Annotated in this window: 27 protein-coding genes and 1 tRNA gene; 16 read left to right on the forward strand and 12 right to left on the reverse strand. The window is 43.5% G+C overall.

All coding sequences use genetic code 11. The annotated features are described in order from the left end of the window. Positions 1-12: 12 nt before the first annotated feature. The 5 genes from QUB11_RS04605 to QUB11_RS04620 all read right to left on the reverse strand — a co-directional run bounded on the left by QUB11_RS04605 (position 13) and on the right by QUB11_RS04620 (position 2,612). On the reverse strand, positions 13-309 hold the full coding sequence (locus tag QUB11_RS04605) for a type II toxin-antitoxin system RelE family toxin (protein WP_242719033.1): 297 nt from the start codon (positions 307-309) through the stop codon (positions 13-15). Continuing rightward, positions 284-514 (reverse strand): hypothetical protein, encoded by a 231-nt coding sequence (locus tag QUB11_RS04610; protein WP_333199743.1) that lies wholly within the window; start codon positions 512-514, stop codon positions 284-286. Before QUB11_RS04610 ends, QUB11_RS04605 begins: the two co-directional genes overlap by 26 nt. 204 nt (positions 515-718) lie before the next feature. Next, entirely contained in the window at positions 719-949 is a 231-nt protein-coding gene (locus tag QUB11_RS31245) for a type II toxin-antitoxin system PemK/MazF family toxin (RefSeq protein ID WP_445300848.1), read from the reverse strand. A 19-nt stretch (positions 950-968) separates the two neighbouring features. Next, positions 969-2,174, reverse strand: coding sequence for an ISAzo13 family transposase (locus QUB11_RS04615; protein WP_333199741.1), 1,206 nt, complete (start codon positions 2,172-2,174; stop codon positions 969-971). Positions 2,175-2,357: 183 nt separating this feature from the next. Beyond that, positions 2,358-2,612, reverse strand: coding sequence for a hypothetical protein (locus QUB11_RS04620; protein WP_333206737.1), 255 nt, complete (start codon positions 2,610-2,612; stop codon positions 2,358-2,360). A gap of 138 nt (positions 2,613-2,750) precedes the next feature. Between QUB11_RS04620 and QUB11_RS04625 the strand changes: the two genes are divergently transcribed. After that, complete coding sequence (locus tag QUB11_RS04625; RefSeq protein WP_332945908.1) at positions 2,751-3,035, forward strand: BrnT family toxin; 285 nt, start codon at positions 2,751-2,753, stop codon at positions 3,033-3,035. Then, on the forward strand, positions 3,010-3,267 hold the full coding sequence (locus tag QUB11_RS04630) for a BrnA antitoxin family protein (RefSeq protein ID WP_333085439.1): 258 nt from the start codon (positions 3,010-3,012) through the stop codon (positions 3,265-3,267). Before QUB11_RS04625 ends, QUB11_RS04630 begins: the two co-directional genes overlap by 26 nt. A 51-nt stretch (positions 3,268-3,318) precedes the next feature. On the opposite strand, the gene QUB11_RS04635 is transcribed toward QUB11_RS04630, so the two are convergent. The 3 genes from QUB11_RS04635 to QUB11_RS04645 all read right to left on the reverse strand — a co-directional run bounded on the left by QUB11_RS04635 (position 3,319) and on the right by QUB11_RS04645 (position 5,352). Next, on the reverse strand, positions 3,319-3,684 hold the full coding sequence (locus tag QUB11_RS04635) for a type II toxin-antitoxin system VapC family toxin (RefSeq protein WP_333206738.1): 366 nt from the start codon (positions 3,682-3,684) through the stop codon (positions 3,319-3,321). A gap of 3 nt (positions 3,685-3,687) precedes the next feature. Continuing rightward, positions 3,688-3,951, reverse strand: coding sequence for a hypothetical protein (locus tag QUB11_RS04640; RefSeq protein WP_333206739.1), 264 nt, complete (start codon positions 3,949-3,951; stop codon positions 3,688-3,690). Between the two features lie 189 nt (positions 3,952-4,140). Beyond that, complete coding sequence (locus QUB11_RS04645) at positions 4,141-5,352, reverse strand: glycosyltransferase family 2 protein (RefSeq protein WP_333206740.1); 1,212 nt, start codon at positions 5,350-5,352, stop codon at positions 4,141-4,143. Positions 5,353-5,475: 123 nt separating this feature from the next. Between QUB11_RS04645 and QUB11_RS04650 the strand changes: the two genes are divergently transcribed. From QUB11_RS04650 to glcD, 3 genes are all read left to right on the forward strand, one after another. After that, positions 5,476-5,868, forward strand: a complete 393-nt coding sequence (locus QUB11_RS04650) for a transporter (protein WP_333178195.1) — start codon at positions 5,476-5,478, stop codon at positions 5,866-5,868. A gap of 185 nt (positions 5,869-6,053) precedes the next feature. After that, a complete protein-coding gene (locus QUB11_RS04655; protein ID WP_333206741.1) occupies positions 6,054-6,938 on the forward strand; it encodes a DUF6671 family protein in 885 nt (294 codons plus the stop codon). A gap of 449 nt (positions 6,939-7,387) precedes the next feature. After that, the gene (gene glcD / locus QUB11_RS04660) at positions 7,388-8,863 is read left to right on the forward strand and encodes a glycolate oxidase subunit GlcD (RefSeq protein ID WP_333206742.1); all 1,476 of its coding nucleotides are present in this window, start codon (positions 7,388-7,390) and stop codon (positions 8,861-8,863) included. Between the two features lie 202 nt (positions 8,864-9,065). Here the strand turns inward: glcD and QUB11_RS04665 are convergent, their stop codons facing one another. Beyond that, positions 9,066-10,958, reverse strand: coding sequence for a PAS domain S-box protein (locus QUB11_RS04665; protein ID WP_333206743.1), 1,893 nt, complete (start codon positions 10,956-10,958; stop codon positions 9,066-9,068). 475 nt (positions 10,959-11,433) lie between these two features. On the opposite strand from QUB11_RS04665, the gene purH reads away from it, so the two are divergent. Together purH and QUB11_RS04675 are read left to right on the forward strand one after the other, a co-directional pair. Beyond that, the gene (gene purH / locus QUB11_RS04670) at positions 11,434-12,981 is read left to right on the forward strand and encodes a bifunctional phosphoribosylaminoimidazolecarboxamide formyltransferase/IMP cyclohydrolase (protein WP_333206744.1); all 1,548 of its coding nucleotides are present in this window, start codon (positions 11,434-11,436) and stop codon (positions 12,979-12,981) included. 236 nt (positions 12,982-13,217) lie between these two features. After that, positions 13,218-14,162, forward strand: a complete 945-nt coding sequence (locus tag QUB11_RS04675; RefSeq protein ID WP_333151272.1) for a 2OG-Fe(II) oxygenase — start codon at positions 13,218-13,220, stop codon at positions 14,160-14,162. 307 nt (positions 14,163-14,469) lie between these two features. On the opposite strand, the gene QUB11_RS04680 is transcribed toward QUB11_RS04675, so the two are convergent. Beyond that, positions 14,470-15,951 (reverse strand): ankyrin repeat domain-containing protein, encoded by a 1,482-nt coding sequence (locus tag QUB11_RS04680; protein ID WP_333206745.1) that lies wholly within the window; start codon positions 15,949-15,951, stop codon positions 14,470-14,472. Positions 15,952-16,047: 96 nt separating this feature from the next. Between QUB11_RS04680 and QUB11_RS04685 the strand changes: the two genes are divergently transcribed. The 6 genes from QUB11_RS04685 (at position 16,048) to QUB11_RS04710 (ending at position 20,800) form a co-directional block, all read left to right on the forward strand. Further along, a complete protein-coding gene (locus QUB11_RS04685; RefSeq protein ID WP_333206746.1) occupies positions 16,048-16,518 on the forward strand; it encodes a DUF4079 domain-containing protein in 471 nt (156 codons plus the stop codon). Positions 16,519-16,666: 148 nt separating this feature from the next. After that, a complete protein-coding gene (locus QUB11_RS04690) occupies positions 16,667-17,416 on the forward strand; it encodes a hypothetical protein (RefSeq protein WP_333206747.1) in 750 nt (249 codons plus the stop codon). Then, positions 17,406-17,864: a DUF7689 domain-containing protein gene (locus QUB11_RS04695; RefSeq protein ID WP_333206748.1), complete on the forward strand. Its 459-nt coding sequence runs from the start codon at positions 17,406-17,408 to the stop codon at positions 17,862-17,864. The genes QUB11_RS04690 and QUB11_RS04695 overlap by 11 nt, the downstream gene beginning before the upstream one ends. A gap of 125 nt (positions 17,865-17,989) precedes the next feature. Further along, positions 17,990-18,532 (forward strand): type II toxin-antitoxin system antitoxin SocA domain-containing protein, encoded by a 543-nt coding sequence (locus QUB11_RS04700; protein ID WP_333206749.1) that lies wholly within the window; start codon positions 17,990-17,992, stop codon positions 18,530-18,532. Between the two features lie 4 nt (positions 18,533-18,536). Beyond that, positions 18,537-19,148 (forward strand): type II toxin-antitoxin system PemK/MazF family toxin, encoded by a 612-nt coding sequence (locus QUB11_RS04705; RefSeq protein WP_333206750.1) that lies wholly within the window; start codon positions 18,537-18,539, stop codon positions 19,146-19,148. 761 nt (positions 19,149-19,909) lie between these two features. After that, positions 19,910-20,800 (forward strand): hypothetical protein, encoded by an 891-nt coding sequence (locus tag QUB11_RS04710; RefSeq protein WP_333206751.1) that lies wholly within the window; start codon positions 19,910-19,912, stop codon positions 20,798-20,800. A 35-nt stretch (positions 20,801-20,835) separates the two neighbouring features. On the opposite strand, the gene QUB11_RS04715 is transcribed toward QUB11_RS04710, so the two are convergent. Both QUB11_RS04715 and QUB11_RS04720 read right to left on the reverse strand, forming a co-directional pair. Continuing rightward, positions 20,836-20,982, reverse strand: a complete 147-nt coding sequence (locus QUB11_RS04715; RefSeq protein WP_333178226.1) for a hypothetical protein — start codon at positions 20,980-20,982, stop codon at positions 20,836-20,838. Between the two features lie 308 nt (positions 20,983-21,290). Further along, a tRNA-Cys gene (locus tag QUB11_RS04720) sits at positions 21,291-21,361 on the reverse strand. Positions 21,362-21,536: 175 nt separating this feature from the next. Here QUB11_RS04720 and cpdA point away from each other — a divergent pair. The 3 genes from cpdA (at position 21,537) to QUB11_RS04735 (ending at position 24,961) form a co-directional block, all read left to right on the forward strand. Beyond that, entirely contained in the window at positions 21,537-22,316 is a 780-nt protein-coding gene (cpdA, locus tag QUB11_RS04725) for a 3',5'-cyclic-AMP phosphodiesterase (RefSeq protein WP_333206753.1), read from the forward strand. A gap of 187 nt (positions 22,317-22,503) precedes the next feature. Then, positions 22,504-23,982 carry an alpha-amylase gene (locus QUB11_RS04730; protein WP_333206754.1) on the forward strand — a complete coding sequence of 493 codons (1,479 nt, stop codon included), beginning with the start codon at positions 22,504-22,506 and terminating at the stop codon, positions 23,980-23,982. 202 nt (positions 23,983-24,184) lie between these two features. After that, complete coding sequence (locus QUB11_RS04735; RefSeq protein ID WP_333206755.1) at positions 24,185-24,961, forward strand: SDR family NAD(P)-dependent oxidoreductase; 777 nt, start codon at positions 24,185-24,187, stop codon at positions 24,959-24,961. The last annotated feature ends 217 nt before the right edge of the window (positions 24,962-25,178 follow it).

Genomic DNA, 25,178 nt, shown 5'->3' on the forward strand with positions numbered 1-25,178 from the left:
CCCAAGTGCCCCCTAATACACTTCACGACGATGAGCAATAACAGTCACAACCACACGCTTTTGCTCATCATCAATGTCATAAACAACCCGATAATCTCCAACGCGATAGCGATAGTATCCAGCTAATTCGCCTTTGAGTTGCTTAATATTTGGATGACTGCGAGGGTCAGTTTTCAACATCTCAAAACATCTATCTAGCTTGCGTTGTAAAGAAGCTGATGCTTCTTCAAAAAACTCCTGAGCATCAAAGCTAAGAACGACTGAATAAAACTTTAGACTTTCATCAGTATTTTCGTTTGAGTTGCTCAACGGTCGTCACCTTACCTGCTGCTACATCTTTTTTGGCTTTATTAAATACTTCAAGAAAACCGGGAATTTTTAATAATTCCACCGTAGCTTCATTGCTTTCACGTTCTGATAAATAAGCTAAGAAATCAGCCACAACTATCAGCCGTTCAGGAGATAAGCGATCTATGGATTGCTTAAGATTCTGGCGAAGTTCTTGAGTTTTCATAGTTCATAGCTATTGAAAATTATTAGAGCTGGCTGTTTGATTATACCAGATAGTCTGAAATTTCGCTCGTGCGATCGCCCATCTCTTCCTCAAGTGCAATTAAACTTGACCAGGCAAATCCAACGCAATTAATAGAGCTTGATTCAGCAGAAGTATTGCTTGATCACTAAGCATTCCTCGTAAACTCAATAAACGAGATTTAGATCATACCCGTACTTGATCTGCCATAGCGATAGAATCATTGGTTAATCCACCGTCGGGAGCTTTAATTAATACCTGAGTGGGATAAACTCGTTTACCAGTTTGATAAGTAGTGCAGGGAATAGCCAAAACTACAGGGCTATATGTATTGATTGTAGCTCGACTAACGATGATAACAGGACGGGTTCCTCCTTGTTCAGAACCCTCAACAGGTTCAAGTCTAGGAATGAAAATTTAATAACTTTAGCGTCTGCTAAATAGTCGGAACTGCACGATAATTCCATTTTGGTAGATATTCATCAAAAATAATTTTCATTGTTTCTTTAAATCCCTTAGCTACTTTTCGACCAGTTTCATAAATTTTATCGCTCACATTTACTACCACAGAAAGCCCGGTTTTAGTATGAGTTTTTGCCATGAGTTTTTTCACTAACTCAAGACTGGTAAAAATTACTCCTTGACAGGCTCTGGTTACGTGAGGAAACAAACGATGTTCAATCGGATTATACTTCGATGTATAGGGAGGATAGTGTGCGATTCTAATCTCTATTCCTAGCTCATCAACTAATTTTTGTAAATCCGATTTAAAGATATGATGATTAGAATTATTACTGCCACCGCCATCGCATTTTATCAAAATTGAATCGGCTTGAGGGTAGATAAATTTTCCGTAATTAACCCACCATAATTTAATCGATTCACAAGCAAATTCGCTCGTGTCTTTACTGATTCCCAGGTTTAAATATCCTCGGTTATGTTGCAGATCATAAATTCCATGAGGTACTACTTTTCCGTCAGCCAAACTCCAAAAATCATGGTCAAATGTCGTAATAGCTTCCGTAGTATATAGACTTCCTGCTCGATATAAATTTCCAATAAATTCCTTCTTTTTCGTGTCCATACTAACAATTGGATTTCCCTTTAACTCATACTCTGCCGTAATTCTTGCCAGATTTTTAAATTGTTCATTACGATTCTTTGTTACTCCGGTTGTTTGTTTTTTTTGAGCTTGACGTTTCACATATCCATGTTTTTTTAACAGTTTCTTAACAACTGTTGTACTGACTATTGTTTCCTGAGCCTTCAGACCTTCAACTATTTGTTGCTGGGTAAGATTTGTCCATTTAATTTTTTCCGACATTGGATCTCCGGCTGTGTAGTTTTTTAAGACTTCTAAAAAACGCTCATTTAAATCAGGTATCTCAGACTCCCTAGTTTTTCTTCCTCCTCCACGTCGGCGAATTCTCTGTTGATTAAAAGTAGTGTCTGATTCATTTTTTAATTCCTTAATTCCCTTGGCTATTGTATTCCTGTCTACTCCCAAAACTCGGGCTATGTAAATAATTCCACCACGACCAAGTTTTACGGCTTCTATCGCTGCATATTTTCTTTGATCTTTTTCAGATAAAGACTGATGATGTTTTCGCATTAAATCAGTAATTTCGTCTGAGTAACACATAAATTAAGTTAGTAAGAAATGATTTAAATCAAAAAATTATGGGCGACATAAGAAGAACCAAGTAGGTATAATATTTGGCATCTCTACCGAAACATAAACCTATTCATATTCACTCATTTATTTATTATACATCGCTGATGTTATTAAATCTTCATTCCCTAGCATCATAGACTTCTCCCCGGTTCATACAGAAGATTCTCCCAATTGCAAGGCTTCCCAACTCGCTACCGCAAACTCAGCCTCCATCTGTAGCACTTGAGCTTGATACTCTGGATCTTGTACCATTTCAATCAGTGCTGCATCAATGGACGATCGTTTACCCTGAGTCTGGGTTGTTACCCGATCGCGCATCAATGCTGACAATACTTCTAAAAGCTGCTGTTGCTCGTCAGGAGTGAGATTTTGAGCCTGACTCAGTACCTCGCTATAAGTAGACATAGGCTTTATGTTGAGATTTTTGGGCTGATTGTCATTATAGCAATTTAGGATCGAGGGAAGTGCGATCGCCCTTATTTCCCCAAAGTGCGATCAGGTTATGCTATATTATAAGTAGATACGTTTTGTATATACACAATCATGCAGTTTGAATGGGATGAAAATAAAAACGCCCAAAACCTCAAAAAACATGGCATTAGCTTTGAAGAAGCTCAAGAAATCTTTGACGGAATCGTTTTTAATGCCATTGATGAGCGTTTCGACTACGGAGAAATCCGAGAAATCAGTATTGGTGCCATACAAGGTGTCGTTATCGTTACCGTAGCGCATACTGAAAGAAATGGAGCTATCCGCATCATCTCTGCAAGAAAAGCCACTCGTCAAGAAAAAAATACCTACTATGACTATCTCGCGCAAACGACTTGAAGAATTAGAAAATATTCCAGAATCTGCGATCGATACCTCTGATATTCCTGAATTAGATGCGAATTTTTGGGCAAAAGCAAAACTCGTAACACCACTGACAAAACAAGCTATTTCTTTAAGAGTTGATAGCGATGTATTAGATTGGTTTAAAAGCCAAGGAAAAGGCTATCAATCTCTAATGAACGCTGTGCTGCGCTCTTATGTTGAACATCATGTAAAAAGCAGTGAATAAATAAATGTACGATCGCCCTTATCTTCCCCAAAGTGCGATCGCCCATCTTTCTTAAACCTCAAACGGGTTAATCAGTGTGAGTTCAGCAATCCACCGAAAACCCCCTATATTTCTTGTTACTAAAGTTCTGCCATATACCAAAGCTGTTGCCGCAATAATAGCCTCCCCAAGTGTCATTATCCTTATCTGTCGCAACAGCACTGCGCGATCGAGTACAGCGTTAGAAATTGGTATAACCTCCAGCACACCAAAGAATTCCTCAAAGTACAATCTATACTCTTCAGTTAGCCCATGATAACCCAAGACTTCAAGGTAACTTATTGCCGATACAACTATGTCATTTTCGCCAATAAAATGCCTAATCTGCGAGTTTTCTGGCTGGGAAGCGTAGATAATAATATCACTATCTAGCAGCATTCATTATTCATCCCTACCTGGAAGTGGACGGTCTTGACGCAAATCTCGCTGCCATTCCACTGGATCGCTAATATCAGCAAAGACCTTATTTGCTGCAATTTTTTCCAATATTTCAACTATTCTCTGACGGCGAAACTCCGCACTTAAAGTCGATCGCTCTTCTTGTAAAGTAACGTAAACTCTGACAAGGCGATCGCCTTGTCTTGGAACCTCATTAGCCCATTCTAAAAGGTTTCCCTTCAATATAGCCTCAAATATTCGCTGCATAGCTAATATCACATATTCTTTATCTCTACTATTCTAACTCTTTTGAGCATTAAAGCTACTTGTGGGATTCTACCAGATAGTCGCAAATTTAGCTCCTGGGGCCCCGATCTTGCCTGCATTGCGATCGCCCTCAGCTTCCCCTGCATGGCAGTTTAGTTTTGAGGAATGTTGCGAGTAACTTTGATGTTATCATCTGCGCTTCAAGCTCAGTACACTGAGAAAAAAGCTGGACAAAACCATCTGCAAACCGACGGTCAGGCAAGTGAGGGAGGGAATAACTAAACGCAGAGTTTTAAAAGGGTCTAAAGTACCGAAAGCTGTTTCGCTCCAGATACTCAATGACAAAAACGAGCCAACTATTCCGATTAATATCAGCGTGACTCCGACAATCAATCCTGTCTCTAGGGTGACATTGCGAAATATTTTGTTGAGTTTGGCGTCTTCGGGCAGGAGTTTCTCGCTGATGGCAAAAATCTTGGTGAAAAAAGCGAAAGTTACTGCTTGAAAACCGATGATAATTGCGATCGCACCATACAGCAGTGTGTGTACATCAAAGCTGATACTCCCAATCTTTTGAGTACCGGGTAACAGCCAAACCACGATAATTAGACCCCAAATCATCAGCGCAGTACCCGGATACAGAAATAGCCACCGGGGACTGTAAAGCAGCATAAATCGCAGGTTCCGCCAGCCATCTCGCCAAGTTCGCAGGTGTGGCGGACGGCTGCGGCCGTCGGGAGAGAGTACGGTGGGAACTTCAGTGACTCGAAGCTTGTAGATAGAGGCTTTGACCACCATTTCGCCAGCAAATTCCATCCCCGTTGTTTGCAAGTCGAGTTTCAAAATTGACTCTCTCCTGAAACCCCGCAACCCGCAGTTAAAATCGCCGGCGGGACTTGAAAAGAATAGCTGCCCAATCCATGTCAGCGCCGGATTTCCAAAATATTGGTGCAGTGGCGGCATTGCCCCCGGTTTGATGCCCCCTTGAAAGCGGTTTCCCATAACTAAATCGTACCCTCCCCGCAATTTTTCCACAAAATGGCCGAGGTTGGAAAAGTCGTAGCTGTCGTCAGCATCGCCCATGATAATATAAACTCCGCGCGCTGCCATGATGCCTCCCATAAGGGCGCTGCCGTAGCCTTTGGCCACTACGGGTACGACTCGGGCCCCCATTCTGGTAGCGATATCTTGAGAACCGTCAGTGCTGCCGTTGTCTGCTATGATGACCTCGCCGGCAATATCAAGTTCGCGCAGGGACTTCTGTGCCTTCTCGATGCAGATTTCTAAAGTTTCTGCCTCGTTCAGACAAGGCATGACTATCGATAGTTCTAGAGTATATTCTCCGCTTGGGTTGGTCTGTTCTGGCATATATTTGTTCCACTCTCGATCGCGATCGACCATACTTGATTTTCCCGTATCTCTGCTTAAAATATTAGTGGTGAATAAAACCTAACAAAACTTAATTAAAGTTTTTCAGGTTTTTGGGGACGGCAAGTTTTGATTGTACTATAGGTTAGTAAATTTATGAATAGAAGCGTTTTTATGTTATTGCTTGCTGCAATATTGTGCGGCGTCGCAGGTCAATTTAGTCTGAAGGCAGGAGCTAAAATATTAGGGCCCATTGGCGCTGCTAATTTAATAGAAAAAATTATAGCAATGGCTACTCAGCCGTTGATAGTAGGCGGTCTTTCTTTGTATGCAATTTCTTCGATCGGCTTTATAGTAGTTTTGTCGCGGGCAAACCTTAGCATAGTCTCGCCTTTACTGTCAATTAGTTACCTGTTTACTGTTTTAGGCGGCAAACTGATATTTCACGAGCCTTTGCCTCCGCTGCGGTTGGTAGGCGTGGGGCTAATTATGACAGGAGTAATTTTTGTACTCAGAGGTCAAGCTGGGGGAGTAACTGGAGGCAACTAATACGATTTTAGATTTTAGATTTTAGATTGACGATTGAAGAATTTTAAATTAAGTCCACAGGTGAATATCATGAATATTTAACTGGGGTCTAAAATTTTTACTCGGAAGTTAAGTCAGGGTTTCTATCGGGTGTGGGGCGGTGGAAAGGGTATATGTGAGTTTTTTTCCTAAAATGATGCTGCTGTATGTCTAATATTTCTGAGCCTGTGAATCCCAATCAATTATTGAGCGATCGCACCGCAATTCTTGCTACCATGCACCAAAAAGAACGGGTGATGGCTCCCGTTTTGGAACGAGAATTTGGCGTAAATATCCTAGTACCTGCGGCGCTTGACACTGACGCATTCGGCACCTTCACCAGAGAAGTTAAACGCTTAGGAACACAAATAGAAGCGGCTCGCCATAAAGCACAAAAAGCCCTAGAAATTGCGGGCGAAACTCTTGCCTTTGCCAGCGAAGGTACTTTCGGCCCTCACCCAATGCTCCCGTATCTGCCAGCTAACAGAGAAATAGTAATTTTATTAGATAGAGCCAACAATTTAGAACTAATCGGCGACTCTTTCTCCGTTGAAACTAACTACAGTCACGAGTTAGTTTCCAGTATAGAAGAAGCAGATGATTTTGCTAAAAAAGCTGGATTTCCCGATCACGCACTGGTGGTTATAGTTGGCGACGCTGCACTCGGTAACGGCGAAATTGTCAAGGGCATTAGGACAGAAAAACAATTTTTTGACGCTGTGACAGCAGGCTTAAAAAAATCGTCAACCGGCCGAGTTCACATCGAAACAGATATGCGGGCGATGTACAATCCAACTCGGATGAAAAACATCGAAAATGCAACTCTCGATTTAGTTAAAAAATTCAAGCAATTCTGCCCGGAGTGCGGTTGGCCGGGATTCGATATTGCTGAGACGAAAATCGGATTGCCCTGCGAACTTTGCTATTTTCCGACTCAGCTAGCGCGATCGGCAATCTATAAATGCAAAAACTGCGGTTATACTAAAGAAAAACTATTTCCAGACGGTCGAGAGACTGCCGATCCTTCCCTGTGTCAATATTGCAACCCTTAAAAAAATAATTGCACAAAAATAGTAAAACTTGCCACAATATTATTGATAGTTCCCTAATTAAATTCACTAGTCAGTAACTCAGGGCTTAAGCCACTGAGCTTGTAAGAGAAATCGAATCAAGCTGTACTGACCAGCCTAAGCCCTTCGCGGGCTACGTTATTAAGGTCACGACACCCTGGGATGCGAAGCTAGTCCCTCGCTCTGTCGCTGGTAGTTAAACAGTCTTAAAGTCCCTGAGACAGTGCTGCCAGCTTAACAAGCCTCTATAACCTTGGCGAAGCTAACATTACCCCGCAAGGGAGGAGGGTAGAAATACCCTCAAAAATAGGGGAGGTTATATTAAATTCCCTCCCCTACCCCGAAAGGGGATTCAAGGCGATTGAAATCGCCGCGTCGTTTTCCTCTCAGGACTGAAGTCGCGCTCGTTTCCCACTTACCGAGTATTTTTTATGATAGCAATAGAAACAGAACGCAACTGGAAACCCGTTATTAAAGAATTCGAGGCTGTAGTCGGCAAAAATGGGGTGGTGCAGCGCCGCGAAGAATTGATTGTCTACGAGTGCGACGGACTCGCCAGCTACCGCCAGCGCCCCGCCGTGGTGGTATTGCCTCGAACTACGGAGGAAGTGGCGCAATTGGTCAAAATATGCGATCGCAACTCAATTCCCTGGGTGGCTAGAGGCGCAGGCACCGGCCTTTCCGGCGGCGCTTTGCCTGTAGAAAACTGCGTGCTGATTGTTACTGCCCTGATGCGAAAAATCCTGAAAGTAGACTTAGAAAATCAGCAAGTAGTCGTGCAACCGGGAGTAATTAATAACTGGGTAACGCAAGCAGTTAGCGGCGCGGGTTTCTACTACGCGCCTGATCCTTCCAGTCAAATTATTTGTTCGATTGGCGGCAACGTTGCCGAAAATTCGGGCGGCGTTCACTGCCTCAAATACGGAGTCACAACGAATCACGTTTTAGGATTAAAATTGGTACTTCCCGACGGTTCTATTGTCGATGTCGGTGGCGAAATTCCCGAAATGCCCGGTTACGATTTAACTGGTGTATTTGTCGGTTCCGAAGGCACTTTAGGAATCGCTACAGAAGTTACTTTGCGAATTCTCAAAGCGCCAGAATCGATTTGCGTTCTCCTAGCGGATTTTTCCAGTATAGAAGCAGCGGGCGAATCAGTTTCCGATATTATCAGCGCTGGCATTATTCCCGGCGGCATGGAAATCATGGATAACATCAGCATCAATGCTGTGGAAGATGTGGTGGCAACTGGATGTTATCCCCGCGATGCGGCGGCAATTCTCCTCGTAGAAATCGACGGTTTAGAAGTGGAAGTTGCCACAAACAAACAGCGGATTGCTGATATTTGCAAGCATAACGGAGCACGAAATATCACCACGGCAACTGACCCGGAAACGCGCCTAAAAATTTGGAAAGGGCGGAAAGCTGCTTTTGCGGCGGCGGGTCATCTCAGCCCGGATTATTACGTGCAAGACGGCGTAATTCCGCGAACGCAAATGGCTTATGTTTTGAAAGAAATTGAGGGTTTGAGCGAGAAATACGGTTATCGAATTGCCAATGTTTTTCACGCGGGAGACGGAAATTTGCACCCGCTGATTCTGTACGATAACGCGGTAAAAGGTGCGCTGGAAAAGGTGGAAGAATTGGGCGGGGAAATTCTCAGGCTTTGTGTGAAAGTTGGCGGAAGTCTTTCGGGGGAACACGGCATCGGTGCTGACAAGAAGTGTTTTATGCCGGATATGTTTTCGGAGGTTGATTTGGAGACGATGCAGTGGGTGCGTCAGGTGTTTAATCCGAAAGGTTTGGCGAATCCTGGGAAGATGTTTCCGACACCGAAGACTTGCGGGGAAGCCGCGAGGGCTAAGGTTGAAACTTTTAAGAAGTTGGAGGGTGCAGAGGTTTTTTAATTCGCTTTTTATGCGGGTAAGGTGAGCCGAAAAGTACCCTATAATTCTCTTTACAATGGGGAGGCAGAGCCCCTAAGTATGCGTTCCCAGCCAGAGTCTGGGAACGAGAAAAAGCGATTTTTCTCGTTTTGTAGGAGTGCGAGTCCCGCTCGCTTGTTTGCCTATATATCAAGTTGGTAAGCTGCAGATTGCACATTCCGCGCTAATGTGCGATCGGAATTCTGATAATAAATTCCGTGCCCTTGCCCAATTCCGAATTACAAGATAATTCGCCTTTGTGTCTTTCTACAATAATTTGATAGCTAATTGACAAACCCATTCCCGTGCCTTTGCCAATGGGCTTGGTAGTAAAAAATGTATCGAATATCTGCTGTTTGACTTCCTCAGTTATTCCCGGGCCGTTGTCGGCAATTTTAATTTCTACAAAATTGCCGACTACTTCCGTACCAATCCTAATCTGGCTGGGATTTTCTAGCATTTCTCGACAAGTTTGCCTACTGTTGGCATCTTCTAAAGCATCGATCGCATTGCTGAGAATATTCATAAAAACTTGATTGATGGGCCCAGCAAAACACTCAACATTCGGCAATTTTCCGTAGTGTTTTACAATTTGAATTGGCTGCTTTTCTCCGTTCCCTTTCAAACGGTGATTGAGAATTAACAGCGTGCTGTCAATACCTTCGTGGAGGTTAACGGGTTTCATCTGTGAATCGTCATGGCGCGAGAAGTTCCGCAGCGACTGCACAATCTGGCAAATCCGCTCGACACCAACGCTCATTGAAGACAGTATTTTAGGTAAATCTTCAGCTAAAAAATCGAGATCTTTTTTTTCTCTTTCCTCTTGAATTTCGGCGACTGGATTAGGATAGTGCTGTTGATAAAGTTGGAGGTGGTAAAACAAGTCTTGAGTATAATTTGTGAGATGAGCGAGATTGCCGTAAATGAAGCTGACTGGGTTGTTAATTTCGTGAGCGACCCCGGCAAGTAGCAATCCCAAACTAGACATTTTTTCGCTTTGAACTAATTGGGAATTAGTGGCTTTGAGTTGCTCAAGTGTGGCTGCTAGTTGAGCGGCTTGTTCTCTGCTTTGTGCTTCGGAATTATGCAAGGCTTCTTCGGCTTGTTTGCGCTCAGTGATGTCTCTCTGTACGCCAATAAAATGAGTTAATTTTCCCATTCGATCGCGCACAGGAGATATGGAGAAACAATTCCAGAAAGCGGTTCCGTCTTTGCGGTAATTCTTTAATATTACCTTGCATTCGCTTTCTGTTTGCAAGGCTTGGCGAATTATTTCTACTGCCGCCGGATCGGTATCGCTTCCGTGCAAAAATCGGCCGTTTTTTCCGATAATTTCCTGCCGCCGATAACCTGTCATGCTTTCAAATGCGGGATTGCAATAAATAATTGGATGTTCGGGGTCAGTGGCGTCAGAAATCGTAACTCCGGTGCTAGTAGCTGCTATAGCTCGATCGTACAACCAAAGCATTTCTTCTGCGCGCTTGCGATCGGTAATGTCCCGCAGCGTAGCTAAATAAGCCATTTCTCCATCCCATTCCGTTTCCACAACCCGCATTTCTACTACAGCATTTGCTTTTTGCTTGCGAATAGCTTCAACTTCTGTTTGCACGACGCGAGTTCCTGGTGCTTCCGTTTTTCCAACTTGGGGAATAATATCCGTCGCCATCTCAAGGTCGCAAGCTGAAACTTCTACTACTAAATTGCCAAAAAATGCTTGCCCTAGAAGTTCCTCTGCTTTGCAGTTAAACAGCGCTTCTGCTGACTGGTTGGCAAAACAAACAAGTCCTCGCTTGTTAACGATTGCGATGCCGTCGGCATTTTTTTCGATCACATTCCGAAACCGAGATTCGCTAGCTTTCAAATCCTGCTTTAGCTGTTCCATTGCTCGCTCCATCTGCTGCAATTCGCACAAACTAACACTATAAGCTTCGGAAATGTTGGCCTCGGTCGAATTCTGGCCTCTTTTTTGGGAAATCTGTTGGTAGCCTGTTCTATTGGTCAGATTGGGAGCAGTTTTTTTATGGTTCCTGCTAATATTACTGAGTTTATTTTCGGGATCGGATTCTTGAAAAAACATATGTCAAACCTACCAAATTATTGTTTAGATTAAGGTGTTGCGATCGCCCAACTTTCCGGGAAGTTTAGGGAGAGAGCAATTTACACCCGATGCTAGCACATTACTTTTAGAATTCATCATAAAACATCGTTAAAATTCAAGAGCGATCGCCCTATAATTATCTATTAAGTTTTATTAAGTAATTTCAACAACATTGACACTTACGTAGCGACACTAACTGTGAAAGCTGGATATGGCTGCAATCCCCCTCGCACTCACAAAATAATCAGTTCCACGCGCAAGTCCTAAATATTTTGAAGCCACTGGTCAGTATAAAATATTATATAGTTTTGACAAAAAATATGCGTCAAGATAAGCGAACTCATCTTTGGTTTGTTAAAAATAATCATAATTAGCCATTCCCAAATCATGTGCCTGCCACCAGATTTGGTATAGAATATAACCTGTCTATTTTTGCGATCGCAACTTCAAACCAATGGCACGTCTAGCACTTCTGAGCACATCCAATAAAACCGGACTAATCGACTTAGCGCGCAGTCTAGTAGAAGAATTTGAATTTGACATAATTAGTAGTGGCGGGACAGCAACGGCCCTCAAAGAAGCAGGCATCCCAGTCACCAAAGTTGCGGAATATACTGGTTCTCCCGAAATTTTGGGAGGGCGAGTCAAAACACTTCACCCACGAATCCACGGTGGCATTTTAGCACGACGCGATGTACCGGAAGACCTCGCAGATTTAACCGCAAATCAAATTCGGGCGATCGATCTAGTTGTAGTGAATCTGTATCCATTTGAAGAGACAATTTCTAAACCAGGAGTTACTCTAGCAGACGCAATTGAGCAGATAGATATCGGCGGCCCAGCAATGTTGAGAGCTTCCGCCAAAAACCACGCTCATTTGACAGTTTTGTGCGACCCAGAACAGTACAATACTTATTTAAAAGAACTGCGGGAAAATGGCGGTCAAGCATCCTTAGAGTTTAGGCAAAAAAGCGCGCTGGAAACCTTCAAACATACAGCAAACTACGATCGCGCGATCGCAAATTATCTCAGCAGCAGCCAATCCGCTGAAGAATCTTCGCTACCAGAGCAGTTTAATTTATCAGGAAAAGAGTTGCAAACTCTGCGCTACGGGGAAAATCCCCATCAAGCGGCTACCTGGTATCAAAGCGGAACTACACCCACAGGCTGGACGACTAGCACCATCCTGCAAGGCAAAGAATTAAGCTACAATAACTTAGTAGATTTAGAAGCAGCAAGGCGGCTGATCGTAGAATTCCCCGACACACCCGCCGCCGCTATTCTGAAGCATACAAATCCTTGCGGCACAGCCTTGGGAACAACTATTTCTGAAGCGTATCAAAAAGCCTTCGACACCGATTCAGTCTCAGCTTTCGGCGGCATTGTCGCCCTCAACCGCCCGATTGATGCTGCTACCGCAACGGCGTTAACTCAAACATTTTTAGAATGTATCGTCGCGCCGGGGTGCGAACCAGAAGCAGAAGAAATTATCAAAAAAAAGGCGAAAGTTCGAGTATTAATTTTGCCAGATTTGACTCAAGGGCCTCCACAAACTGTTAAAATTATTGCAGGCGGTTTGCTGGTGCAAGACTCAGATAATGTAGTAGAAGAAACTAGCAAATGGCGGATTGTTACTGAGAAACAGCCGACGGCGGCAGAATTGGAAGAATTGCTGTTTGCTTGGAAAGTAGCGAAACACGTCAAATCAAATGCGATCGTTGTGACGCGCGATCGTACTACAATCGGTGTCGGCGCCGGACAAATGAATCGCGTCGGTTCGGTTAAACTAGCATTGGAACAAGCAGGAGACAAGAGCAAAGGAGCGATTTTGGCTAGCGATGGTTTCTTTCCCTTCGACGATTCAGTCAAAACTGCGGCTGAGGCGGGCATAATTGCGATCGTCCAACCGGGAGGAAGTATGCGCGATCGAGATTCCATTGAAGCCGCCAACCAACTCGGAATCACAATGGTTTTCACCGACATCCGCCACTTCTTGCATTAATTAAGTTCGTAGCAATGACATTTTGCACCTCTATTATGAACAGGCAAGATGCCTGTTCCACAAAGAGTTAATTCTATTGTGGGTTGGGCTTCTAGCCCGCCCTCAAGCAATGATTGAATTTTTGTTCTTCCATCTTCCTTCTTGCATCTTCCTTCTTTCTTCTCCCATCCCTCCATCCGTTACATCCGTTACAGAATCCGTTGCCGAACTTCCTTCTTCTTCTATAACTAACGGCTATGACTAGCACAATTCAACCGCAAATTAAACCCCAAGACATAAAAGTCAAAATCCTGCTCACCGGGGGACATCAATGCACCGTCACCCTCAAATCTGATACACCATTATTGCACAGCCTGATCAAAACATTAGTCGATCGCACCCAACAAACACTCAGTTTTTCGCCCTTATTTCAAATCCCCATAGACGACGGGCGTTCCACCCTTTTTTTTCCCGGCGAACACCTAGTCGGATTAGTCACAGAACCCCCAATTTACTTGCAGCAACTGCAACCGCAGCAGCCTGCAACTCCTGTAGAAATTCCCGCCGAAATTCCCGCCGAAATTCCCGCCCCTGCGCCGCCTGTAAATGACGACTTAATATCTCGCTACGCCCAAATAGACAACTTTTTGACCCCTGCCGAAAAGAACAAACTCCTTAAATATGTCTTAGCAAAAGAATCACAATTTGTGACTACCAGCACCTCAACAAATGCCGAAGATTACCGCCGTTCGATGGTACTCCACTCGTTCCCCGAATTTTCCGAACTGATGGTTAATCGCATCAAAGCAATTCTCCCCGACGTGCTGCAAAAATTAAATATTCCCTCATTTCCGCTTGGTGAAATAGAAGCTCAGTTAACCATGCACAATGACAACAACTTTTACAAACTTCACAACGATAGTGGCTCTCCAGATACCGCCACCAGATTTTTTACTTACGTTTACTATTTCTATCGAGAACCCAAGGCTTTTTCAGGTGGCGAGTTGCAGATTTATGACAGCAAAATCGAGAACAATTTCTATGTGGCAGATAAGACATTCAGAACTGTTGAACCGCGCAATAATAGCATCGTATTTTTTCTGAGTCGCTATATGCACGAAGTTTTGCGAGTTAGCTGTCCCTCAAAAGCTTTTGCTGATAGCCGATTTACTATTAACGGCTGGGTACGTAAAGCAAATTGAGGTTAATATCATGTCGGGTCGAGCTACCGCGATTTTTGTAGGGGCGGGTTCCACCAACCATAATCGCCAATAATTGACAATCTCAAAAACCCGCCCCGACCGGGATATTATGGTTAATCGATCGGACATGATATAATTCATTGTCCGGGACGCACTAATCACGTAATTTGGTCATTCTGAGTGAAGCGAAGAATCTCAAATTATTGCCACACCATTACAATGCGTAAGTCCCCATATCTGAGATTCTTCACTTCCCAAAGCCTACCCTCAGAATGACAGAATTACCTTACTCAAAACTATTTCATTCTTACTCCAGTGCTCCAGCACTTTTGAGCAATTTTACCACACTGGAATAACCCTTAAACTCAGCCAACATTAAAGCTGTATAATTTCCCGGATTTTTGTGGTTTAGTTCTGAACCCGCCTCAATTAAAATCTTTACTGCATCAGGATAACCCCGATGCGCTGCCCACATTAAAGCTGTTGCGCCCGAATCATCGAGCAAGTTGACATCGGCACCTTTTTCGACTAATAATTGGACGATCGCAATATAACCGCGATCGCACGCCTTCATTAAAGCCGTTTTCCCCAAATCCGCCGGGATATTCGGATCAGCACCGCCGTCAAGCAAAGCCTTCACCGTCTCGGTATGTCCGTGAAAAGTAGCCAGGGTCAAAGCCGTCTCCCCAAAGTTTTTAGCATTCAGAAAATCAGCCCGATTTGAATTTACTTTTTGCAGCAAAGCCGATACGATCGCACTATGGCCGTGAACAGCAGCCACCAGTAAAGGCGTATCGCCCAACCGATTTCTAGAACCGACACTAGCACCTCGGTTTAAGAGCAATTCCACCACATCTTCGTAGCCTTCAACCACGGCAAAATTCAAAGCAGTTTCATCATCTTTATCCTTAGCGTTGATATCCGCGCCCGCATCGAGTAAGATATGGGCGATCGCCGCATTTCCACCAGCAGCAGCGGCCATCAAAGCCGTGCCCCCATCTCCATTTTTCACATTCGCATTACCACCCGCACCAAGCAAAGTTTGCACCACATCAGTATTGCCGGCATCCGCAGCCAAAGTTAAAGCAGTTTCGCCGTCTTTGTCGGGAACTTCGACATCAGCACCAGCAGCCAACAGCGCCTCGACAACAGCCAAATTTCCCGCCGTCGCAGCCAGCATCAAAGCAGTTTTGCTCTCTAGATTTTTAACATTAGCATCCGCCCCACAATTGAGCAAAATTCGCACAATTTCAGCGCTTCCTTGACGGACAGCTAAAAACAGCATAGAATTGTCAGCAACAGCACCCGCATCCACCAAAGCTTTGACAACAGCTTCGTGACCCGATAAAGCAGCTATTTTCAGAGCTGAATCTCCATCTTTATCTTGTACATTTACATCAGCATTAGCATCAAGTAACATCCGCACAACATTGATATCGCCCTTCAGAGAAGCCGCCATCAAAGCCGTACTTCCATCATCATTTTTAGCATTAACATCAGCACCTGCAGCGAGCAACAGCCGCACAGAGTCAGCCTGTTTGTGAGCCGCCGCCAGCATCAAAGCCGTTAGCCCAAAACGTCTGCTCACCTGGTTGACATTAGCGTCATTGTTTAGTAGAATACGCACAATTTCCGTATAGCCCTTTTGGGCAGCAAACATCAAAGCCGTCGTCCCCTCAGAGTCTTTGGCGTTAGCGTTAACATTCTTAGCGAGTAAAGCTTGGACGTGAATAATGTTGCCAGTCTTGGCGGCTTGAATCAATACAGCGTCTTGTTTAGTGGCAGGCATAATAGTCTCTCATACCGTATATTTTTACCATCACATGAGACGGCCTGACTGGTATGCTAAGTTTTATGAAGTATGTTTGCTAATCCTCAGAACACTATGAATCTCGAAATTCCTCAGTCAGTGAAAGTTTGGAGCCAATTCTTCCACCCAGTTTTAATGTGGGTACTGCTGGCCATCTCATTTTATGCTTTGTATCTCGGCCTGCAAATCCGACGTACCAGAAGTGCCGAAGGCGAAGTCAAAAAAGAGTTAATTAAGGGCAAATTCAACATCAAGCATCACCAGATGGGTTCTTTGCTGCTAGCCTTGATGGTAACGGGGGCAGTGGGGGGGATGGCCGTCACCTACATCAACAACGGCAAGCTATTTGTCGGCCCGCACTTGCTAGCAGGGTTGGGAATGACGGCAATAATTGCGATCGCAGCCTCGCTGACTCCTTTGATGCAAAAAGGCAATGATTTGGCGAGAAACACTCACATCTTTCTGAATGTTGTGCTCTTGGGGCTGTTTGGCTGGCAAGCGGTATCAGGCGTGGAAATCCTGCAAAGAATTATCAGCAAAATGTGATAATTTGAGTAAGAATTACAGATATTGGGTAGGGACACGGCAGTGCCGTGTCCCTACATCTTTACGAGCAAAAGGGTGTTATAATGAACGTATAAGTAAGCCAATTAGTCTCAATTCAACTTTTCTTAGCAAAGACAAGAAAACTAATATGCCTTCTTTAAAAATACATCGCCAATATCAATCCGGCCTCGAAAAAATTATAGCCTTGGACAACTCAGTGTTTGAGGCTATTTTGACTGCGTTGAGAAAAACAGTCCCTGGGTTGCCTATTGATGATTTAGTCAGAAACGTAGAGTCAGAGGTAGAAAACACGAACCATGATGATTTAGTCAATATACTAGAGAGTATTATTCCCATATACGCTTTAAAGAAAACTTATGCTTGGACAGTGGAAGAACTAGCAGATGAGCTTATTGCGGCTGTTGATGAATTTGAAGAACTCTCTAACTTATCAACCGAAGAAAAAAAGCGATTTTGTCAAAAGCTTAATGACTTGTTGATGCCGAATAGCTTTTTAGAATCGGCATCAAAAGCCAAAGATGTTTTAAAAGTATATTTGTTGCCTTCAGGAATTCCTGCTGATGACTTCCCGATTAAAAGCAAGGTAGAACTGGAAGCAGAGTTTAAGAAGTTCGCGGAAGAATGGCGCGTCGAGACGGGGATGCTATCATTAGTTACACAGAAATCAATGCACCAGGCTTATCAGAGAATTATCGGCATGGGACAGCCAGTTATCCCCTTGATTTTGCGTGACCTCGAACAAAAACCAGACCATTGGTTTTGGGCGTTGAGGGCAATTACTGGTGACAATCCGGTAAAACCCGAACAGCGCGGCCGGATGAAGCAAATGGCCCTAGCGTGGATACAATGGGGAAAAGAACACGGTTATGAGTGGTAAGCTAGAGTACCGAAAAATATTGAGATTTCCTAACTTAGAGCTTACTGAATATCAAGTAACAAGTGAAGAAACAGTAGATTATAATTGTTTTGCTTTTGCTGCTGGCGAAGAGGAATGCAGATGGGACCCGGTAGACCCTGATGGGTACTGGCCGGATGGTGTTTCAAGAGAGTTAACGCTGGAAGCTTTTATCCAAGCTTATCAAACTATTGGATATGAACCTTGCGAGAATCGTGACCTTGAACCGGGGTTTCAAAAAATAGCAATATACACCTATAACGGCCAGCCACAGCACGCAGCCCGACAAGAAAAGGATGGTAAGTGGAAAAGCAAGCTAGGGGATTGGGAAGATATCGAACATGAATTAGAAGGGTTAGAAAATCCTAACTATTATGGAGTTGTTCACCAAATATTAAAGCTAGCGATAATCCCGATCAATATTTCTTAGACGGAAATTCAATTTTTGAAGAGTACACTCTTGGACGCACACACTCTATTTGTTAGGATTAGCTATTTTTTATATGGTTTAATAGCCAACCTGTCCTTTGGATGATATAATAGACTAAAGTTAAATTGAGCGAACAAATTATAAGATTAATTAGGGAGTTTTTTGAAATCCAAAGAAGGAAAGCCATGCTAGAAAACCTGATCAAATACTTTGTCTACGCAACAAAAGGCTATATTACAAAAACGCAGTTAATCAAGTTTTTGTACTTAGCCGATCTTTATGCGGTCAAATGGACAAACAAGCAGCTTACTGATTTAGATTGGCGTTATTATTACTATGGGCCTTGGAATGAAGGCATAGAGGCTGTTTTAAATCAAATGAATGGCAAAGAGATTGTTCAAGAATCTCAGGGAGAAAGTATATTCATCAGACTTGGTGAGGGAGCTGGTAATGTGGATGATTTAAAGTTACCTTTAGGTCTGAAGCTGATGCTTGACAACATCAGGAGAGAATGGGCGGGTGCAGGAGAGGATAAACTGCATCAGTTACTAGAATATGTCTATAGCACTGCTCCCATGCTTGAGGTTAAATATAGCCACGAACCAGAGGAACAGGTGAGACTTAATCTGTACAAAGAAAGAGAAAAGTTAATGAGTGAATTGGGGTGAGCGAGTGGCTGGACAAAAACCGCGTCAAGGTTGGATTTATTTTATCAATCCCTATAGAGTATCTCTTCGTTGCAAACTCGGTCATCATCATATTTATGACATAAATGAACCAGGGGAGATTGAGTGCCAGACAATTTCTTGCACTCAGGTGATTAATTCGAGTCGGGTTTTTCGCGGAGAGCATCCTTATATCGTTTGGACAAGTGACCAATTTCAAGATGAATCTAAATACATCCAAACTTTGACGCTGATTCCGTTGACTTCACAAGAAACCTATAAAGGTTTGCCAACTGTATATCCGATTAATTCTACAAGCACAAATGGTCTTGATAAGAATTCCTTCGCTCTAGTGCATCAGATATGTACTGTTGATGCTAATTGTTTTAAAGACTCGCAAGGGGATTGGCTTAAGCGAGTTGGACAACTGGATAAAGCAGATAAGGAAGCGATAGAGGAACGTTTAAAGTATTTTTTGAATATTGGGGATAATCCGGGTGAAGATTGGTTTATTAAAAATGCGTCTATAGAACTTTTGCAGAAAGTGTTTAATTCTCTAGCGGATGAAACCACAAAAAGTATGGCTATAGAAAAACTGATCGACGATTTGCGATCGTAGTCAATAGACATCTACAATAATTATTGTGGAACACGCAGGATGCTTGTTCAAGACTTGCTTTTCTAGAGATGTCTAGTCAAACAGCGGCAATTCTAGCTGAATTGGTTCTAATTGCGGTTTTGGTTATAATTGCGGTTTTGGTTCTAATTGCGGTTGCGCTTTCTTGCTGCGTTGTTTTTTGTTGGCCGCAGGCTTTTTAGCAGTTTTGGCAACGTTTTCTCTGTTTTCCCTTTCGGCGCGAATCCGTTCTAATAATACGGAGGCAGGCTCGTCGTTGGGGTCTTGGGGAACCAGTTCACCCCGAAAGGCTTTGGCGAGGATGGCTTGCTATTCTTGCACCAAAACTGGTGGAAACCTCACCCCAATATTTACTTACTGGAGCATCGCCTAGTCTCAGCCAGTCGGCGAAGGAGCCGAATCCAGGCGCAAAATAGATAAGGGAAATTTATAGGTTTAAAACTTTTTGCGGGGGGTTTTAGAGCATAAGTTTTACTTATTAACTTTTACTTTTTAAGAGTTTCAAAGAAGTTAAAGCCTAAAACTCAATGCCAAAGCCCCACAAAGCTTTGAAGTTTTAACCGGGAAGAGGAAACGCAAAAATGAGCATAGCTAATACTGTCTGAAATTTATGACGTTCGAGAGCTAAGTTTTACCGTGAGAATAAAGAGTTAACAGGTAAAAACAGACTAAAATAGCAGTAAACAAAAAGTGTCTACAACCGTGGACACTTTGATTCTGCATATTTCACGCAAGGAGTAATTATGGGCGAAGCAAAACGTAGAGAACAACGAGATTCAAGTTTTGGTCAGGTTTTCCAGGACTCACAAAAACGCTTAGACAGCATAAAGATGGGGGCGCTTAAGATACAAAAAGATTTGACCTATTTTTTAACAGACCATGAAGTGGTTCGAGCAACAAATCGACTAATAACTAATTACGATATGTCTGGCGTTGAGGCAGTCGAATTATACAGGCAATGTGGATCAAAAATTCACAATCAAAGATTGTTAGACGCTTTAAAGGAGTCTCAAGGGCTACTTATACCCTTGTTATATATAGCTATTTTTGCTCAGGTAGCAAGTACGGCCAAGAAGACTGAGGCTATACATTTCTGGGACAATTGCTGGACAGTTTCAACACTTATTTTAGGCGCAGCAAATATTGCAAACCCGCAACTTTGTCCTTGGCTTCTAGTCTTAAGTAGCGGATTCTCACACGTTTTAGACACGTTGAGAAAATCTCTTGATGAATCTGCGATAGCCGAGTTTGAACACGTTTTTTACGCAGAAGACAGATCGTTGCACTCGCTGGGAGAAACAACAATAGGACTAGGGATGGCTTTTGGGTACAAAAATATTATTTATGCTGGAGAATCCTTAATTGTTTACAAAGGAGTTGACAGTGGTACTTCCTTGAAAGATAGAGGGGATTTAATGATTGCGTGTAAACACGCAAGCGGTTGTTGGAATCATTATCCATCCTCAGAAAACATGAAAATTCCATTGTCTGACTACAAAAAGGCGAAAGCAAAGTTGAATGAATTCCCTATTTCTTTAATAGGGGAATTGATACATCCTCAATCAGAGAAACTGGCAAAATTATTAGGACTAGCAATCAAAGGGAAGTACGCTTGTTTAATCAAGAATAAATAGAACACTAGATTTGGGTTACTTACAACACTTAACTTTCAGGTTTGTATGTAATGAGCTAATAACACATCGTAAGCTGCTTGCTGCTCTCGCTCGTTAAGAGCCAAATGATAAGTCTGCGTGTGAGTCGCGAGGCTATGCCCCATCTGCTTAGCGGCCAGCGTTGCATCTAGTCCAAAACTCATCGCCCGAATTGCCCAAGCGTGCGGCAAATCATAAGCGCAAAAATTGGCGGGCGATCGCGAAAAGAATTTGCAAACGCGATCGCCAAGATCAGCATGGCATTCACCCGTAACAGGTGGTCTCTTAATGTCCGCTAGCTCCCACTATTCTGCCCACTCTGGTCTTAATGGTCAGCACTTTTTGCATTGCATTAAATTTGCATTACTTTCCGCAATCAATTATGCACATTTAAATACAATTTACAGTCTATAATAAACCCAAAAACCTTGTCACACAAGCATTTAAGACTTATTAAAAATACTAAAAATTAAGGCGGCACCCAGATTTGAACTGGGGGTGGAGGTTTTGCAGACCTCTGCCTTACCACTTGGCTATGCCGCCGTCACGTCTGAAATTTGACGTTTTCTTATAGTACACCAAATCTCGAAAATTTTAACATACCTGTCAAAAATTTCGTGAAGCGCAGCTATCCCCTAGGGAATCGCCCTTTTTTCCACACCTCCAAAACCCATCCGAGGCTATTCTAGAACTACATCGATCGCCCGCAACACCAGCCATGACACCAGTTTCTCCCCTACTCGTCGCCCAAATCACCGACACTCACTTGTTTGCAGAGCTCGATCGTACTTGGAAAGGCCTCTCAACAACCCGCACCCTTCAAGCAGTTCTCGATCGCGTGCAACAGATACAGCCGCCGCCCGACTTACTCCTACTCACAGGCGACTTGTCCCAAGACGAAACACCAGAATCCTACCAGCGCCTCGTCTCCCTCATCGCCCCCCTCGGAATACCCGCCTACTGGATACCTGGGAACCACGACAACATCCCAGTTATGGCAGAAATCTTAAATCAGTCGCCTCTTTCCCCAGAAAAATCATGGATGCTAGGAAACTGGCAATTTCTGTTGCTTTCGAGTGTGGAAGCCGGATGCGACGGCGGGCGGCTTTCCCCAGAAAGCTTGCATTGGCTGGACTCTCAACTGCAACAAACGGGCGATCGACCTGTTATCATTGCCTTGCACCATCATCCTTTGCCGATCGACTCTGAAATCATGGATGGAATGATGCTGCACAATGCCGATGAATTTTTGGCAATTGTCGATCGATATTCTCAAATCAAAATCGTTCTTTGTGGCCACATTCACCAAGAATTTCAACAACAGCGGGGCTCAGTTACCTACTTGGGGACACCCAGCACCTGCCTCCAACTTTTACCCAAAAGCCATCCGATTATAGTTGACGAAATCCCGCCGGGATTTAGATTGCTTGAATTGGCGATCGACGGTACTTGGAACACCAGAGTTGAGCGAGTTGCCGCACAATCGCCACTAAATTAATATTTTTTAGTGTGCTTAAAATTGATATCAAATTTACATTCTGTTGTCAATCCATCAGCAGATAGATTTTTTTAGCGACCCCATCTTTTATGATATTTATTAACCATAGATTGCAGACATACGTAAACTAGCGAGCTACGAACATAAATGTCGATCGCAATTTAACAAAACAGGAAAAACTAAATATATGTCTGAACTAAATGGCGTCATGATGCAGTATTTCCACTGGTACAGCCCCGACGACGGCAGCCTGTGGAATCAGCTAGCGAAATCTGCAAAAGATTTAGCCAAAATAGGCGTTACATCCCTTTGGTTGCCACCCGCCTATAAAGGAACGGGCGGCGGTATGGATGTAGGTTACGGCGTCTACGACTTATTCGATTTAGGCGAGTTCGACCAAAAAGGGTCGGTACGCACTAAATACGGCACAAAAGATGAGTATTTGGCCGCGATAAAAGCTGCACAAGATGCTGGAATTCGGATTTATGCCGATGTTGTCTTCAACCACAAATTAGGTGCCGATGCAGAAGAAGAAGCCGAAGCTACACCCTTCAATCCCGACAACCGGAATGACACCGTAGGCGAATATCAAAAAATCAAAGCTTGGACGCATTTTACCTTCCCCGGCCGCGACAAAAAATATTCCAGCATGGAGTGGCATTGGTGGCATTTTGACGCCATTGATTACAACGTTTACAACACAGAAACCCATGCCGTTTACCTGCTAAAAGGCAAAGAATTTGATCAAGGAGTAGACTTAGAAAAAGGTAATTTTGACTACCTGATGGGTTGCGATTTAGATATGGACAACCCAGAAGTCAGCGGGGAGTTAAAATACTGGGGTGAGTGGTATGTCGATACAACAAACGTTGACGGCTTTCGCTTCGATGCCGTCAAACACGTTAAAGCAGAATTTTTCCAAGAATGGTTGGAACACGTTCGTAACTATGTCAAACGCGACCTATTTGCCGTCGGCGAATATTGGTCTTACGAAGTGGAAGCTTTGCATTACTTCATCCAAGCAACGGACGGTAAAGTCTCCTTATTTGACGCGCCCCTCCACTACAACTTCTACGCTGCTAGCAAAGCCGGCAATAGCTACGACTTGCGAACCATTTTTGATAACACCCTCGTCCAACAGCAACCAACCCTCGCCGTTACCTTGGTTGACAACCATGATTCTCAACCATTACAATCCCTAGAATCTGTTGTCGAGGCTTGGTTTAAACCTCTTGCCTACGCTTTAATCCTGCTGCGGCGCGAAGGATATCCGTGCATTTTTTACCCGGATTATTACGGCGCTAACTATAAGGATAAAGCAAATGATGGCAATGAATACGAGATTTGGCTAGACAAACATCAGTTTATGGTAGATAAATTTTTGTTAGCGCGCCAAACTTATTCCTACGGCAATCAGTACGATTACTTCGACCACGCCAACACTATTGGCTGGACCCGACTCGGAAATGAAGAACATCCGGGCGGCATGGCTGTGGTACTCAGTAACGGAGGCGATGGCACCAAGTTTATGGAAGTCGGACAACCGAATCGAACTTATATTGACATCACCGAACACATCAAAGAACCAATCACAACTAATGACGATGGTTGGGCTGATTTTCGGTGTAACGCTGGTTCTGTTTCGGTCTGGGTGCCCCAGCCGTAAGGACTACGTTAAAATTGACGTAATCCTCTGCCTAAAGTAGGGTGTGCACTGCACACCTTACTGCTATAATTAGTACCTTAAACCACTTTTAAGTTGCATGATTTTGATGACGGAAAGTTGTTTGTAGTGAGGACTTTAGTCCTCTATAGAGTATTATTTTTATGCTATGCGATCGCGCAAAAAAATATTTATCTAAAAAAATATGAAACTTTCAGAAAAAGTTGCAGTTATTACCGGCGGTGGGTCGGGAATTGGTCATGCAGCAGCAATTTTAATGGCCAAGGAAGGCGCAAAAGTTGCTATTATCGATCACATTTTGGAAACGGGGCAAGAAACCGTCCGCCAGTTGGTCAATGAAGGAGGCTGCGGGCTGGCTATTGCCGCAGATGTTGGAGATTCTGGGCAAATGCAAAAAGCGTTTCAAACAATTTTTGATGAATATCAAAGAATTGATATTTTGTTTGCAAATGCGGGTATTAACGGTGTATGGTCGCCGATAGAGGAGATAGAACCCGATGAGTGGGATCGGACAATTAACACTAACCTCAGAGGAACATTTTTGGCTGTTAAGTATGCTGTTCCTCATCTGAAAAAACAAGGAGGTTCAATTGTAATTACATCATCGATTAATGGCACCAGAAGTTTCAGGAAAGTTGGTGCCACGGCCTACGCTTGTTCAAAAGCTGCCCAAGTAGCCTTTGCAAAAATGCTGGCGCTAGAACTCGCAGCCTGCCAAATCCGAGTCAATGTGATCTGTCCGGGCGGGGTGCTAACTGCTATTGAAGAAAGCACCGTTAAGCGCCATCTCGATCGCATTCCAGTGGACCCTGATTCCATTCAAGACATGATTCCTTTGACGGATAATACGGCCGGTTCTAGCGAAGAAGTCGCCCAATTAGTGTTATTTCTGGTATCACATTCCTCCAGCTTCATCACAGGTACTGAAGTCTGGATTGATGGTGGCGGTTCTTTGATTTAAAATCTCTATAGCAGCAATTTAAAGAATCTTGCTACCAATTACCCATCTAAAATCTAAAATCTAAAATCGATTGACTGACTATCAAGCAATTTGGTCACAAGCCCCCGGATTTATCACTAGGCTCAATTCTTCAATCTAAAATCTAAAATCTAAAATCTAAAATCGATTGACTGACTATCAAGCAATTTGGTCACAAGCCCCCGGATTTATCACTAGG

It is taken from the genome of Microcoleus sp. B6-A1, from assembly GCF_036705085.1.
In the GTDB taxonomy this organism is placed as follows: domain Bacteria; phylum Cyanobacteriota; class Cyanobacteriia; order Cyanobacteriales; family Microcoleaceae; genus Microcoleus.